At 69.1% G+C, this 13615-nt stretch carries 16 protein-coding genes; 11 read left to right on the plus strand and 5 right to left on the minus strand.

The window, feature by feature from the left end; translation table 11 throughout:
- Positions 1 to 17: 17 nt before the first annotated feature.
- On the minus strand, positions 18 to 368 hold the full coding sequence (locus ON39_RS11910) for a DMT family transporter (protein ID WP_040733638.1): 351 nt from the start codon (positions 366 to 368) through the stop codon (positions 18 to 20).
- A 73-nt stretch (positions 369 to 441) separates the two neighbouring features.
- Here ON39_RS11910 and ON39_RS11915 point away from each other — a divergent pair, with 73 nt between their 5' ends.
- Positions 442 to 867, plus strand: coding sequence for a MarR family winged helix-turn-helix transcriptional regulator (locus tag ON39_RS11915; RefSeq protein WP_211336361.1), 426 nt, complete (start codon positions 442 to 444; stop codon positions 865 to 867).
- Between the two features lie 7 nt (positions 868 to 874).
- Complete coding sequence (hisI, locus tag ON39_RS11920; protein WP_040733640.1) at positions 875 to 1213, plus strand: phosphoribosyl-AMP cyclohydrolase; 339 nt, start codon at positions 875 to 877, stop codon at positions 1211 to 1213.
- Between the two features lie 40 nt (positions 1214 to 1253).
- On the opposite strand, the gene ON39_RS11925 is transcribed toward hisI, so the two are convergent.
- The 4 genes from ON39_RS11925 to ON39_RS11940 all read right to left on the minus strand — a co-directional run bounded on the left by ON39_RS11925 (position 1254) and on the right by ON39_RS11940 (position 3409).
- Positions 1254 to 1697 carry a MarR family winged helix-turn-helix transcriptional regulator gene (locus ON39_RS11925; protein ID WP_246003010.1) on the minus strand — a complete coding sequence of 148 codons (444 nt, stop codon included), beginning with the start codon at positions 1695 to 1697 and terminating at the stop codon, positions 1254 to 1256.
- A gap of 201 nt (positions 1698 to 1898) precedes the next feature.
- Entirely contained in the window at positions 1899 to 2480 is a 582-nt protein-coding gene (locus tag ON39_RS11930; RefSeq protein ID WP_040733642.1) for a hypothetical protein, read from the minus strand.
- An 80-nt stretch (positions 2481 to 2560) separates the two neighbouring features.
- A complete protein-coding gene (locus tag ON39_RS11935; protein WP_040733643.1) occupies positions 2561 to 3022 on the minus strand; it encodes a peroxiredoxin in 462 nt (153 codons plus the stop codon).
- Positions 3023 to 3115: 93 nt separating this feature from the next.
- Positions 3116 to 3409, minus strand: coding sequence for a hypothetical protein (locus ON39_RS11940; RefSeq protein ID WP_040733644.1), 294 nt, complete (start codon positions 3407 to 3409; stop codon positions 3116 to 3118).
- A 220-nt stretch (positions 3410 to 3629) separates the two neighbouring features.
- Between ON39_RS11940 and ON39_RS11945 the strand changes: the two genes are divergently transcribed.
- The 9 genes from ON39_RS11945 (at position 3630) to ON39_RS11985 (ending at position 13598) form a co-directional block, all read left to right on the plus strand.
- Complete coding sequence (locus tag ON39_RS11945) at positions 3630 to 5174, plus strand: anthranilate synthase component I (RefSeq protein ID WP_040733672.1); 1545 nt, start codon at positions 3630 to 3632, stop codon at positions 5172 to 5174.
- Positions 5175 to 5215: 41 nt separating this feature from the next.
- Positions 5216 to 5953 carry a TIGR02234 family membrane protein gene (locus ON39_RS11950; RefSeq protein ID WP_040733673.1) on the plus strand — a complete coding sequence of 246 codons (738 nt, stop codon included), beginning with the start codon at positions 5216 to 5218 and terminating at the stop codon, positions 5951 to 5953.
- A 183-nt stretch (positions 5954 to 6136) separates the two neighbouring features.
- Entirely contained in the window at positions 6137 to 6955 is an 819-nt protein-coding gene (gene trpC / locus ON39_RS11955; protein ID WP_040733645.1) for an indole-3-glycerol phosphate synthase TrpC, read from the plus strand.
- On the plus strand, positions 6952 to 8214 hold the full coding sequence (trpB, locus tag ON39_RS11960; RefSeq protein WP_040733646.1) for a tryptophan synthase subunit beta: 1263 nt from the start codon (positions 6952 to 6954) through the stop codon (positions 8212 to 8214). Before trpC ends, trpB begins: the two co-directional genes overlap by 4 nt.
- Positions 8211 to 9011: a tryptophan synthase subunit alpha gene (trpA, locus tag ON39_RS11965; protein ID WP_040733647.1), complete on the plus strand. Its 801-nt coding sequence runs from the start codon at positions 8211 to 8213 to the stop codon at positions 9009 to 9011. Before trpB ends, trpA begins: the two co-directional genes overlap by 4 nt.
- A 73-nt stretch (positions 9012 to 9084) precedes the next feature.
- Positions 9085 to 10494: a prolipoprotein diacylglyceryl transferase gene (gene lgt / locus ON39_RS47215; RefSeq protein WP_083894392.1), complete on the plus strand. Its 1410-nt coding sequence runs from the start codon at positions 9085 to 9087 to the stop codon at positions 10492 to 10494.
- A 914-nt stretch (positions 10495 to 11408) separates the two neighbouring features.
- Positions 11409 to 11915 (plus strand): TM2 domain-containing protein, encoded by a 507-nt coding sequence (locus ON39_RS11975; protein ID WP_040733648.1) that lies wholly within the window; start codon positions 11409 to 11411, stop codon positions 11913 to 11915.
- A 273-nt stretch (positions 11916 to 12188) separates the two neighbouring features.
- Complete coding sequence (locus ON39_RS11980) at positions 12189 to 12917, plus strand: amino acid ABC transporter substrate-binding protein (protein ID WP_040733675.1); 729 nt, start codon at positions 12189 to 12191, stop codon at positions 12915 to 12917.
- 12 nt (positions 12918 to 12929) lie between these two features.
- A complete protein-coding gene (locus ON39_RS11985) occupies positions 12930 to 13598 on the plus strand; it encodes an amino acid ABC transporter permease (protein ID WP_040733649.1) in 669 nt (222 codons plus the stop codon).
- The last annotated feature ends 17 nt before the right edge of the window (positions 13599 to 13615 follow it).

Below are 13615 nucleotides of genomic sequence, written 5' to 3' on the forward strand. Positions count from 1 at the left end.
GGAAGCGAACTGGGGTATCAGACGGGCGCGGGTGCGGTCGCGCGGTTGGCGATGGTGTCGGCCAGCTTGAGCCCGAGCACGCCGCCGATGATCAGCACGAACGCGAGCACCTTCCAGACGTTGAGCGTCTCGTGGAAGATCACCGTGCCGAGGGTGACCGTGCCGACCGAGCCGATGCCGGTCCACACCGTGTAACCCACCCCGACGTCGAGGGTGCGCAGCGCCAGGCTGAGGAAGAAGATGCCGCCCGCGGCCGCCGCCGCGGTGAGCAGGGACGGGCCGAGCACGGTGAATCCGTGCGTCGCGTTGGTCGCCAGCGCGAAGACCACTTCGAAGACCGCGGCGATCATCAGGTAGATCCAGGCCATGAGTTCAGCTCCTTTAGTTGTATGTATATGCAATTACCTTGCGTGAGGAGAAGTATGCATGTACAAATAAATCGTGTCAAACAGTGAGCGTGACGAGCAGATGTGGAGCCGGCTGATCGCCCTGCACGCCCAGGTGGAGGGGCGATTGGCGGCGGCGGTGCAGCGCGGGCACGGCCTCGGGCTCTCGGAGTATCGAGCCCTCGGCTTCCTGGCGGAGGCCCCGGACGGGGAGTTGCGGATGCAGGACCTCTCCGCGCGCCTCGGCCTCAATCAGAGCTCGGTGACCAGGCTGGTCGGCCGGCTCGACGCCGCCGGGCTGGCCTACCGGGACCTGTGCCCGGACGATCGGCGCGGCGTCTACGCGGTGATCACCGACAAGGGACGCGAGCGCCATCGGTCCGCGGGCGACACCTACCGCGACACGCTCACCCTCGCGCTGGACGAGTCCGACGACGACACCGTGGCCGCCCTGCGGCGCGCCCATGTCCGACTGTTATAACGGTGCCATGACTCTCGATCCCGCCATCGCCGCCCGGCTCAAGCGCAACGAGGCCGGCCTGGTCGCCGCCGTCGCCCAGGAACGCGGCACCGGCGACGTGCTGATGATGGCGTGGATGGACGACGAGGCCCTGGCCCGCACGCTGGAAACCCGCAAGGCGACCTACTTTTCGCGTTCGCGCGGGGAGTACTGGGTCAAGGGGGAGACCTCGGGCCACACACAGTACGTCCACGAGGTCCGGCTCGACTGCGACGGCGACACCATTCTGCTGCTCGTGGACCAGGAAGGCGCCGCCTGCCACACCGGCACCCACACCTGCTTCGACTCGGACGTCCTGCTCGCCTAGCCCCGCACTCTCTTTCGGGCTCCGCACCCTCTCCAGGGCCCTAAAGCGAGTGCTGATCCTGAGAGGGAGTGCGGGATTTGGGGTCGGGGCTGAGGGTGTCGGTTAGGTGGTCGGCTAGTAGTTCGCTTAGTTCGGCTAGTTGGGCGGTTTGTTCGGGTTCTAGGCCGTTGAAGACCAGGTGGCGGACGGCGTCGAGGTAGCCGGGGGCTGCTTGGACGACTTTGTGGTAGCCGTCGTCTGTCAGGACGGCCTGCACGCCGCGGCGCCCGGCGGTAGCGGAGCGTTGCGCCCAGCCCATGCGTTCCAGCTTGGAAACGACGTGGGAAAGGCGTGATAGCGATGCATTTGCCTTGTGGGCGAGGTCACTCATTTGCAACCGGTGGCCCGGCTCTTCGGAGAGCAGGGTCAAGACCCAATACTCGAAATGCGTGACCCCGGACTCGCGTTGCATGTGGGTGTCCAAAGCGCCTGGTAGGCGGGTCATCAGCGCGACAATCGCGCGCCAAGCTCGTTGTTCAACCGGGTCGAGCCACTTCGTCACTGTGTGCCTTCTTTCAAGCCAAGTGACGTGGTTTTGTTAGTAAGCCTACCGATTATTGAAAAGCATATTCACAGTCACCCGCGACTCTGAGTTTGCCACGACTTCGCTCGCCCGTCATGAAGTTGTCCAGTAGCGTGAGGTCCCTCACAAACCGCCGGGGCCGGTCATGGCCGGGCCGGTGGTGCTCGGCGGCGGCGTCCGCGGGGTGTTGCGCTCGGGATGCCTGCGCCGCCACCACCGCATGATGACGAGCACCAGTGCCACGAGGAACAGCGCGGCCGCGATGAGCGCGCCCGCGAGGGACGCGCCGCGGAAGGCGGGCGCGTCGACGTCGAGGATCCGCTCGCCGGCGTGCGCGGCGTTGCTGCCGCCGAGCACGATGGTGAGCGTCATCAGATTGGGGATGGCGACGAGCACGGCGATGACCACGGCCGCGCCCGCCATGAACCGGCCGCCCCTGCGCCGCCACACCCGCAGCGCGAACAGCAGCAGGAACAGCGGGATGACCGTGCAGACGCCGCCGAAGACCAGGCCCCAGCCGATGCCCTTGGCGAAACTGCCGTGCACCATCTCCGCGATCCGCTGCGCCCACCAGCGCGGGATGAACGCGGACAGGATGAAGTAGGCGATGAACAGCAGGGCCAGCACCGCGAGCCCGCCGATGATCCACGTCTTCCAGGTGGGCCCGGTCGACTTCTGCTCCAGCTGTCCGTCGGTCGCAGTCATTAGCTCAGGGTAAGCCGGGTCAGCGACGGAAACGCGGTGATCGGCCCGGCGTTTCGGCCGGGCGTCGCGCTCGGCCGGGACTACTTCGCGTGCTCGCGCAGGAACTTCAGCGCCTCGTCGGCGTGCACGTTGGCGCGCAACTCGCCGGTGATGATCTTGCGCACGGTGCGGTCCCGATCGATGACGAACGTCTGCCGCTTGACCGGCGACAGCTTGCCGAGCAGGCCCCGCTTGACGCCGAACTGCGCGGCGACGGCGCCGTCGGGGTCGGAGAGCAGCGGGTAGCCGAGACGCTGCTTGTCGGCGAAGCCGGCCTGGGTGTCGACGGCGTCGGCGCTGATGCCCGCGCACGAGGCGCCGACCGCGGCGAAATCGGCGGCCAGGTCGCGGAAGTGGCAGGCCTCGGCCGTGCACACCGGGGTGTTCGCGGCGGGGTAGAAGAAGAGGACCAGCGGGCCGTCCGCGAGCAACGCGTCGAGCGAACGGGGCGTGCCGGATTGATCGGGGAGCTCGAACTGCGGGGCGAGCTGACCTGTCTGCATGGAATGGGACAGTACCGGGCGCGTGTCGCACCCGGTACCTGTCGAACCGCCCGCGTCGCGGACATGCCCGCGGCGAAGCTACGCGGCTACGTCCTAGATACCGATCAGCGCGGCGACTTCGGGGTTCTTGATCTGCATGACGTCGAGAATGCCGTGCGCGCGCAGGAAGGGCTTGAGTTCCTTGATCCGGTCGGCGTGCGTGGCGTATTCGTCCGGGAAGTGATCCTTGTCCAGGGTCTCCAGCGCCTTCGCGTAGGTGACGAAGGTGGCTAGCGCGCTCGGGGCACCCTGGGGGCCTGGCTTGGACTGCAGACCTACCATCCGTGGGGCCTGGCTCGGCGGACCGCCTGGGGCGGCGTGCCTGCCCTCCGGTTGCGAGGGGTACATCGGTTGTCTCCTCTCGATCATGGATACCGCGTGCGAGATGGAACGGAGCGAAGTGTAGAGACGACCCGCGCGGGGCCGCCGGGGGCATGAGAACCGGGCGGTCGTGTTTGTTGCCGGTGTGGCGAGCCGGGCCCCGCGCGGAACCCGCGGCGCCACTGGCGAATCCGGCCGCACGGGGTGCGCCGCACTTCGTGTCGGTGCACCCTGGGATGATGTGACCATGCCAGGCGCGTCGACTCCCACCACCACGACCCGTGCACAGTTCCACCAGCTGGCCGCGGAGCACCGGGTGGTACCGGTGACCCGAAAGGTGTTGGCGGACTCCGAAACTCCGCTCTCCGCCTACCGCAAGCTGGCCGACGACCGAGCGGGAACGTTCCTGTTCGAGTCGGCGGAGAACGGCCGATCGTGGTCGCGCTGGTCGTTCATCGGCGCGGGCAGTCCCTCGGCCCTGACCGTGGTCGACGGCGAGGCGGCCTGGCTGGGCAACATCCCGGTGGACGCGCCGTCGGGCGGCGACCCGCTGCTCGCGCTGCGCGAGACCCTCGAACTGCTGAAGACCGAGCGGGTGCCCGGCCTGCCCCCGCTCACCGGCGGCATGGTCGGCTACCTCGGCTACGACGCGGTCCGCCGCATCGAGCGCCTGCCGAACCTCGCGCACGACGATCTCCAGCTGCCCGAGATGGTGCTGCTGCTCGCCACCGACCTCGCCGCGTTCGACCACCACGAGGGCGCGATCACCCTCATCGCCAACGCGGTCAACTGGAACGGCACCGCCGCGCGCGTCGACGAGGCCTACGACGACGCGGTCGCCCGCCTGGATCGGATGACCGAGGCGCTCGCCGCCCCCGCCGCGTCCACGGTGTCGGTGTTCGAACGGCCCGAGCCGGAGTTCCGCCGCCGCCGCACCAGCGAGGAGTTCGGCGCGGGCGTGCGCAGGCTGGTCAAGGAGATCGAGGCGGGCGAGGCGTTCCAGGTCGTGCTCTCGCAGCGCTTCGAGATGGACTACGACGGCGCGCCGCTCGACCTGTACCGCATGCTGCGCGCGTCGAACCCGAGCCCGTACATGTACCTGCTGCACATCCCCGACGGCGACGGCGGCACCGCGTTCTCCATCGTCGGCTCCAGCCCCGAGTCGCTGGTCACCGTGAAGGAGGGGGTGGCGACGACCCATCCGATCGCGGGCACCCGCTGGCGCGGCGCCACCGAGGAGGACGACCTGCTGCTGGAGAAGGGCCTGCTCGCCGACGAGAAGGAGAACGCCGAGCACCTCATGCTCGTCGACCTCGGCCGCAACGACCTGGGCCGGGTCTGTCAGCCCGGCACCGTTCGGGTCACCGAGTACCGGCACATCGAGCGCTACAGCCATGTGATGCACCTGGTTTCGACGGTGTCCGGCCGGCTGGCCGCGGGCAAGATCGCGCTCGACGCGGTGCGCGCCTGCTTCCCGGCGGGCACGCTGTCCGGCGCGCCGAAGGTGCGCGCGATGGAGCTCATCGAGGAGCTGGAGCCGACCAGACGCGGGGTGTACGGCGGCGTCGTCGGCTACCTCGACTTCGCAGGCGACGCGGACACCGCGATCGCCATCCGCACGGCGCTGCTGAAGCGCGGCACCGCCTACGTGCAGGCGGGCGCGGGCATCGTCGCCGACTCCGACGCCGAGTACGAGGACGTCGAGGCCCGCAACAAGGCGATGGCGGTGCTCAAGGCGATCGCGGCGGCGAAGACGGTGCGCGCGTACGGCGCGAAGGGCGACGGCGCGTGACGGCCGACGAGCCCGATCCGGCCCACACCCCCGACCCCGACCTGGTCACCGAGCAGACCGCCGGCGCGGAGACGAAAGCCCCTGCGCGGCGCGGCTTTCCGGTCGGCCCCCTGGTGCTGCTCGCCGTCGCGGCGGCCGCGCTGTGGGGCTCCTCGCGGATGACCTGGGTGACGCTGACCTCCGCCGACGGCCTCACCGAACCGCGCACCGACCGCCTCAACGGCGGCGTCTGGTTCGGCGCGCTCACCCCGCTCGCGCTCGTGCTGCTCGCCTCCATCGCGGCCGTGCTGGCCACCAAGGGCTGGCTGCGCCGCGCGCTCGGCGTGCTGATCGCCCTGGTCGCCGCCGTCGCCGCGGTCCCGGCCTTCGCGCTGCTCACCAACTCGGGCAAGATCGCCGAACGCGCCGCCAAGCTGGCCGAGCTACCCGCCAGAGCGCAGGTGGGCGAGGCGACGACCTCGCCGCTGCCCGCCGTCCTCGCCCTGCTCGGCGCGCTGGCGGCGTTCGCTGCGGGCGGGCTGCTCGCGCGGATGCCGCAGGAGACCGCCCGGCTCTCCGGCAAGTACGACAATCCGGTGTTCCGCCGCGCCGCCGCCACCGAACAGGTCACCAAGCGGCGCGACGACACGGCAACCCAGGACCCGGACTCCGCTCAGTTGTCCGAACGCGTGCTGTGGGACGCGCTGGACGCAGGCACCGACCCCACCGAGGACGCCGCGAACCCCGGTGCGCGGCCCGAGGATCGGGACGGAAACGGGGCGGGTGGACGTGCGCACTGAAGGTTCCGGGCGCGGCGACTGTGGCGGCGCACACCTTGCGCTCGGACTGGTTGGCTGGTCCACAACACGACCCGGCGCGAACGCGACCGGTACGCCCATTTATTCTTTGTCAGCATCGGTGAGACAGCGCCTGGGGGGATTCTCAGGCAGCAAGTCCGTCTCCCCAGAAAGGATTCGAGCCAGATGACGGTACTCGACTCGATTCTCGACGGGGTCCGCGCGGATGTGGCCGCTCGGGAAGCCCTCCTCGATTTCCAGGCGGTCAAGGCGGCCGCCGCGGCGGCCAGTAGCCCGCTCGACGCGCGCGCGGCCCTGCTCGAAGACGGCATCGGCGTCGTCGCGGAGGTGAAGCGAGCCAGCCCCTCCAAGGGCGAGCTCGCCGACATCCCCGACCCCGCCAGCCTGGCCAAGGCATACGAGGACGGGGGCGCCCGGATCATCAGCGTGCTCACCGAGGGCCGCCGCTTCCACGGGTCGCTCGACGACCTGGACGCGGTCCGCGCCACCGTGAACATCCCGATCCTGCGCAAGGACTTCGTCGTCGGGCCGTACCAGATCCACGAGGCCCGCGCGCACGGCGCCGACGTGATCCTGTTGATCGTCGCGGCGCTGGAGCAGGACGTGCTCTCCTCGCTCATCGACCGCACCGAGTCGCTCGGCATGACCGCGCTGGTCGAGGTGCACACCGAGGAGGAGGCCGACCGCGCGCTGGAGGCCGGCGCCTCGGTGATCGGCGTGAACGCCCGCAACCTCAAGACGCTCGAGGTCGACCGGGACGTGTTCGCCCGGATCGCGCCCGGCCTGCCCACCGAGGTCATCCGCATCGCCGAGTCCGGCATTCGCGGCACCGCCGACCTGCTGGCCTACGCCGGCGCGGGCGCGGACGCCGTGCTCGTCGGCGAGGGCCTGGTGACCAGCGGTGATCCCCGCGCGGCGGTCTCCGAGCTGGTGACTGCGGGCACCCACCCGTCCTGCCCGAAGCCCGCGCGGCGGGGCCGGTGACCGGGGTGAGTGAGCTGCCCAAGGCCAGCGACGGCGTCGCGCACCGCAGCGCGCACGAGCCCGACGCGGGCGGCCACTTCGGCGTCTACGGTGGCAGGCACGTGCCCGAGGCGCTGATGGCGGTCATCGAGGACGTCACCGCGATCTACGAGAAGTCCCGGCTCGACCCGGACTTCCTCAACGAGCTCGACCGGTTGCAGCGCGATTACACCGGCCGTCCCTCGCCGGTGTTCGAGTGCACCCGGCTCGCCGAGCACGCGGGCGGCGCGCGCATCCTGCTCAAGCGGGAAGACCTGAACCACACCGGTTCTCACAAGATCAACAATGTGCTCGGCCAGGCCCTGCTCGCCAAGCGGATGGGCAAGACCCGCGTCATCGCGGAGACCGGAGCAGGCCAGCACGGCGTGGCCACCGCCACGGCGTGCGCGCTGCTCGGCCTGGACTGCGTCATCTACATGGGCGCCGTCGACACCGCGCGCCAGGCCCTGAACGTGGCCAGGATGCGGCTGCTCGGCGCCGAGGTCGTCTCGGTGACCACGGGCTCGAAGACGCTCAAGGACGCGATCAACGAGGCCCTGCGCGACTGGGTCAGCAACGCCGACGACACCTATTACTGCTTCGGCACCGCCGCGGGCCCGCACCCGTTCCCCATGCTGGTGCGCGACTTCCAGCGCGTGATCGGCCTCGAGGCCCGCGCGCAGGTGCAGGAGTCCACCGGCAAGCTGCCCGACGCGGTCGTCGCCTGTGTCGGCGGCGGCTCCAACGCCATCGGCATCTTCCACGCCTTCATCGACGACCCCGACGTCCGGCTGGTCGGCTACGAGGCGGCCGGCGACGGCGTCGAAACCGGCAGGCACGCCGCCACTTTCACCGGCGGCACGCCCGGCGCGTTCCAGGGCGCCTACTCGTACCTGCTCCAGGACGAGGACGGCCAGACCATCGAGTCGCACTCGATCTCCGCCGGACTGGACTACCCCGGCGTCGGCCCCGAGCACGCGCTGCTCAAGGACATCGGCCGCGCGGAGTACCGCCCGATCACCGACACCGAGGCGATGGACGCGCTGCTGCTGCTCAGCCGCACCGAGGGCATCATCCCCGCGATCGAGTCCGCGCACGCGGTGGCCGGCGCGCTGCAACTGGGCAAGGAACTGGGCCCCGGCGCGATCATCCTGGTCAACCTGTCCGGCCGCGGCGACAAGGACATGGACACCGCGGCGCGCTGGTTCGGGCTGTTGGATGAGGAGGCCGTTCAGTCGTGAGCCAACAATCTCGTTTGGCAAACACCTTCGCCGCGACGCGCGGTGAGGGCCGTGCCGCGCTCATCGGTTACCTGCCTGCGGGCTACCCCGACCTGGCCGGCTCCATCGAGGTCTGCCGCGCCATGGTCGAATCCGGTTGCGACATCATCGAAGTCGGCGTCGCCTACTCCGATCCGGTGATGGACGGCCCGACCATCCAGGCCGCCGCCGATCAGGCGCTGCGGGGCGGCGTGCGGGTGCGCGACGTGTTCTCCGTCGTCGAGGCGATCACCTCGGCGGGCGGCCAAGCCGTGGTGATGAGCTACTGGAACCCGGTGCTCAAGTACGGCGTCGACACCTTCGCGCGTGATCTCGCGGCCGCGGGCGGCGCGGGCATCATCACCCCGAACCTCATTCCGGAGGAGGCCGACGACTGGTTCGTCGCCTCGTCCACGCACAACCTGGACCGCATCTTCCTGGTCGCGCCGTCGTCCACCGAGGAGCGTCTGGTGAAGACGCTCGAGGCGTCGCGCGGCTTCGTGTACGCCGCGTCCACCATGGGCGTCACCGGCGCCCGTGACGCGGTGTCGTCGGCGGCTCCCGCGCTCTGCGCGCGGATCCGAGCGCACTCCGACATCCCCATCGGCGTCGGCCTCGGCGTCCGCTCCGGCGCGCAGGCGGCCGAGATCGCTTCCTACGCGGACGGAGTCATCGTGGGTTCGGCGCTGGTGAGCGCGGCGGGCGAGGGCCTCGACGCGGTCCGCGCGCTCACCGAGGAGCTCGCCGAGGGCGTGCGTTCGGCGACCGTCGCCTCCTGAGCGGCGTGTCCGGCGGCGGACGCCACGGTGCGGTGGTTCTGGCGTCGGCACGGTTCTCCGCTACGGTGGCCCCGTGACCTTACGAGTCCTGGCCTACATTCCGAGCCCTCCGCAGGGCGTGTGGCACATCGGTCCGTTCCCGTTGCGGGCCTACGCGCTGTGCATCATCCTCGGCATCATCGTCGCCATCTGGTGGGGCGAGCGGCGCTGGCGTGAACGCGGCGGACAGCAGGGCGCGATCCTGGACGTCGCGATGTTCGCGGTGCCGTTCGGTCTGATCGGCGGCAGGCTCTACCACGTCGCCACCGACTGGCAGAAGTACTTCGGCCCCGACGGCGACCCCGCTGCCGCGCTGCAGATCTGGAACGGCGGCCTCGGCATCTGGGGCGCGGTGCTGCTCGGCGGCGTCGGCGCCTGGATCGGCTGCCGGGTGTATCGAATCCCGTTGCCCGCATTGGGCGACGCGATCGCCCCGCCGATCCTGCTGGCCCAGGCCATCGGCCGGCTCGGCAACTACTTCAACCAGGAGCTGTACGGCCGCAAGACCGACCTGCCCTGGGGCTTGGAGATCTTCTTCCGGTACAACGACGACCTGAAGCCGGACGCGATGAACGGCGTCTCCAACGGCGTCGTCGACAAGGTCGTGCACCCGACGTTCCTGTACGAGCTGATCTGGAACGTGCTCATCGTGGTGCTGCTCGTGCAGCTCGACAAGCGCTACCGCATCGGGCACGGACGCCTGTTCGCGCTGTACGTCGCCGGCTACAGCTTCGGCCGTTTCTTCGTCGAGCTGATGCGCGACGACGAGGCAACCCACATCGCGGGCATCCGCATCAACTCGTTCACCGCCGCGATCGTATTCCTCGCCGCCATCGCCTATTTCGTGTTCGCGACCAAGGGGCGCGAGACCGCGGCGGAGTTGCAGCCGTCGCCGGTGCAGCGTCCGTGGCCATGGCAGATCGGTGCTCTGCGCGCCGCCGCCGCGTCGGAGCCGGCCGCCGACTCGGATACGGTTGTGCTGGAGAAGGATTCGGCCAAGGAGACCGCCGGCGCCACAGCCACGGACGTCGGCGAGTCGAGTACGACCACCGATGCCGAGAGCGACGCGCCTACCAGGACCGGGAGCGACGCGCCTACCACGACCGAGAACGACGCGCCTACCACGACCGAGAGCGACGCGCCTGCCGCGACCGGGAGCGACGCGTCCACCTCGACCGTCAGCGACGCGCCCACTTCGACTATCAACGACGTGCCTGCCGCGACGAACAGCGACGCGCCCAGCGCAACCGACAGCGACGCGCCTGCCACGACCGAGAGCGACGCGCCCGCCTCGACCGTCAGCGACGTGCCTGCGGCGACGAACAACAGTGACGCGCCCAGTGCGACCGACAGCGACGCGTCCGCTTCGACCACCGACGCGCCCGCCGTGCCCGAGGACCACCGCGACAAATCCCACGCCCCGGACCCCCGCAACCGTTCCTAGCTCGAAAGGTGTCCGTCTCCAACGAGCGCCGACGTGACCGATCGGCAGGGGCCTGCGCTGACGTAACCGCCCGGCAGACAGCTCGCTCTGATCTCACAGAGCTTCCACACCGTTCACAAGGGCTCCAGCCCTTGTGAACGGTGTGCACGGTCTGTGAACCCAACCGCAGCGTCGCACCGTACCTCGGCCCCTCCGAACGCAACCACAGCCAGATGACCACGCTGGAACCTCCACATCGCGCGCCTGACTGCTGGAGAAAGCCGGGTACGGCACCCATCGCGCCCAGCACTGCCCGATCATTGCTTGGACAGGTGCACCTTTTCGGACAGGTGCGCCTTTCGGGCAGGTGCGCCTTTTCGGACAGGCACAGCTGAGACATCCTGCGAAAGCTGAAGACCCATCCAGGTTTTCACTGGAGCAGTGCTGGGCGCGACGAGTGCCGTCCCCGACTGTCTCCAGCAGTCAGGAGCGCGGTGCTCAGTCCCAGCGTGGTCATCTGGCTGTGGTTGCGTGTAGAGCATGGAAGATCAGCAGAGTCATATGGTTGTTGTCCAAGATCGTTGGGCGACCATATGACTCTGCTCGGTGTGGCAACGAATCGGCGACCGTCCGCGATAACAGCGTGGAGTCCGGCGAACCAGTCACCGGCCTTCGATCCAACGCCCGATCTGAACTGCGTGGTCGAGCCGGACGAAGTACAGTCTGGCCAAGCCGCGAAGCCGGAGACGGCCGCGGAGCTGGGACCACGATCCGCGATCAGGGCAACCGATTTCGCGACGACACGGGGTTGACCCGTCGGGGAGGTCCGGAACTCAGCTGCGTGGCCGACCGTCGTGCCGCGACGACACCGTCGCGGCACCCGGCGCACGTCGCGGAGAGGCGGGGGAGCGCCCGCACGAATGAGGAGGACATTAGTGACCGACCCCTACCAGCAGAACAACCCGGGATTCGGTGGGCCCCAGTACGGCCCGCCCGGCACGGGGCCGGATCTGAACAAGCCGCAGGACACCGCGGCCATGCCGCAGTACGATTCCCAGCCCTACGCCCAGCAGCCCGTCGACCCGTACGCCCAGCCGCAGTACGGCCAGGCCAACCCGTACGGCCAGCAGCCCGGCGCCTACCCACCCGCAGGCTACGGCCCGCCGGGCTACAACCCGAACGACCCCGAAGCCCCTTGGGGCCGTGACCAATTCGGCGTCCCGTTCTCGGACAAGCAGAAACTGATCGCGGGCCTGCTCCAGATCTTCCTCGGCGCGTTCGGTGTCGGCCGTTTCTATACCGGCTACACCGGCATCGCCATCGCCCAGATCGCGGTCACCTGGTTGACCTGTGGCATCGGTGGCATCTGGCCGCTCGTCGACGGCATCCTCATGCTGATCGGCAAGGTACCCGACAGCGACGGCCGCCCCCTGCGCGACTGAGCACCCTGCGAGACGACGGGCATCGCCGATCCGGCGGTGCCCGTCCGTCATTCCAGCACCACCGATGCGGCAGGTCAGTGCCCCGAGGATCAGGGGCACCGCACCGCGACGCGCCCTTGTTTCGGCGAGTGCAACCCTTTCGCGCACCATGATCGATATAGGGTCCTTCGCAAAGCACCCGGCGTAGCATGAGCCGGATTTGCGTGTTGTGCGCGGGATGTCCCGCGCACCGAAGAGAGGGAACCCGTGCGTCGCAAGCTGTTCGCCGCCGCCATGCTCGCCATCGTCGCCGCCACCGGGCTCACCGCCTGCGGGAGCAGCAGCGATCCGAACGTGTTGAAGGTCGGCACCGAAGGCACCTACTCCCCGTTCAGCTTCCAGGGCGCCGACGGCAAGATCACCGGCTACGACATCGAGGTCATCCAGGCCGTCGGCGACAAGCTCGGCAAGAAGGTCGAGTTCGTGCAGACCCCGTGGGACGCCATCTTCGCCGGGCTCGAGTCCAAGCGCTTCGACCTGGTCGCCAACCAGGTGACGATCAACGACGACCGCAAGAACAAGTACGCCCTCTCCCAGCCGTACACCACCTCCGACGGCGTGATCGTCACCCGCGCCGACAACAACGCCATCACCACCCTCGCCGACCTGAAGGGCAAGACCTGCGCCCAGTCCGCCACCAGCAACTGGGGAAAGGTCGCCAGTGGCGCGGGCGCGAAGGTCGAGGCGGTCGAGGGCTTCGTGCAGGCCATCCAGCTGCTGAAGAACGGCCGCGTCGACGCCACGGTCAACGACACCCTCGCCGTCGCCGAGTACACCAAGAAGACCGGCGACACCGGCGTGAAGGTCGCGGGCAAGACCGGCGAGACGAGCAAGCAGGCCTTCGCCGCCCGCAAGGACGACGCCCTGATCAAGGACGTCGACAAGGCGCTGACCGAGCTGCGCGCCGACGGCACGCTCGCCAAGATCTCGGACAAGTATTTCGGCACCGACGTCAGCAAGTAGCCGACGCCCTCCATGGATGCCGCTACCAGAGAACTGATCTGGCACAACCTGTGGCCGATGCTGCAGGCCACCGTCGAGAAAACTCTGCCGCTCACCGCGATCAGCTTCGTCATCGGCTTGGCGATCGCGCTGTTCGTGGCGCTGGCCCGGATGTCGCCGGTGTGGCCGCTCTCGGCGGCCGCCCGGTTCTACATCTCGATCATCCGGGGCACACCGCTGCTCGTGCAGCTGTTCATCGTGTTCTACGCGCTGCCGCAGTTCAACATCGTGATCGATCCATTCCCCGCGGCGGTGATCGCGTTCAGCCTCAATGTCGGCGGCTACGCGGCCGAGGTCGTGCGCGCGTCGATCCTCAGCGTCGCGAAGGGGCAGTGGGAGGCCTCGCAGGCGCTCGGCCTGACGTATCCGCAGATGATGCGGCTGATCATCCTGCCGCAAGCCTCCCGCATCGCGGTGCCACCCCTGTCGAACACGCTGATCTCGCTGGTGAAGGACACGTCGCTGGCCTCGACGATCCTGGTGACCGAGCTGTTGCGCGTCGCGCAGCTCGCCGCCGCCCCGACCTTCGACTTCTTCGCGCTGTACGGCGTCGCGGCGGTGTACTACTGGGTCATCTGCCTGATCCTCGGCTTCGGTCAGACCCGGCTGGAGACGCGGCTCGCCCGGCACGTGGCTACCTGACGGCATGTCGAAACGCG

Source organism: Nocardia tenerifensis NBRC 101015 (genome assembly GCF_000308715.1).
Taxonomy (GTDB): domain Bacteria; phylum Actinomycetota; class Actinomycetes; order Mycobacteriales; family Mycobacteriaceae; genus Nocardia; species Nocardia tenerifensis.

Coding starts and splice junctions, on each gene's coding strand:
- ON39_RS11945 (WP_040733672.1), top strand. CDS start 3,630: ATGCCAGGCGCGTCGACTCCCACCACCACGACCCGTGCACAGTTCCAC.
- ON39_RS11910 (WP_040733638.1), bottom strand. CDS start 368: ATGGCCTGGATCTACCTGATGATCGCCGCGGTCTTCGAAGTGGTCTTC.
- ON39_RS11940 (WP_040733644.1), bottom strand. CDS start 3,409: ATGTACCCCTCGCAACCGGAGGGCAGGCACGCCGCCCCAGGCGGTCCG.
- ON39_RS11985 (WP_040733649.1), top strand. CDS start 12,930: ATGGATGCCGCTACCAGAGAACTGATCTGGCACAACCTGTGGCCGATG.
- ON39_RS11980 (WP_040733675.1), top strand. CDS start 12,189: ATGCTCGCCATCGTCGCCGCCACCGGGCTCACCGCCTGCGGGAGCAGC.
- ON39_RS11935 (WP_040733643.1), bottom strand. CDS start 3,022: ATGCAGACAGGTCAGCTCGCCCCGCAGTTCGAGCTCCCCGATCAATCC.
- trpC (WP_040733645.1), top strand. CDS start 6,137: ATGACGGTACTCGACTCGATTCTCGACGGGGTCCGCGCGGATGTGGCC.
- ON39_RS11925 (WP_246003010.1), bottom strand. CDS start 1,697: ATGACCCGCCTACCAGGCGCTTTGGACACCCACATGCAACGCGAGTCC.
- ON39_RS11930 (WP_040733642.1), bottom strand. CDS start 2,480: ATGACTGCGACCGACGGACAGCTGGAGCAGAAGTCGACCGGGCCCACC.
- hisI (WP_040733640.1), top strand. CDS start 875: ATGACTCTCGATCCCGCCATCGCCGCCCGGCTCAAGCGCAACGAGGCC.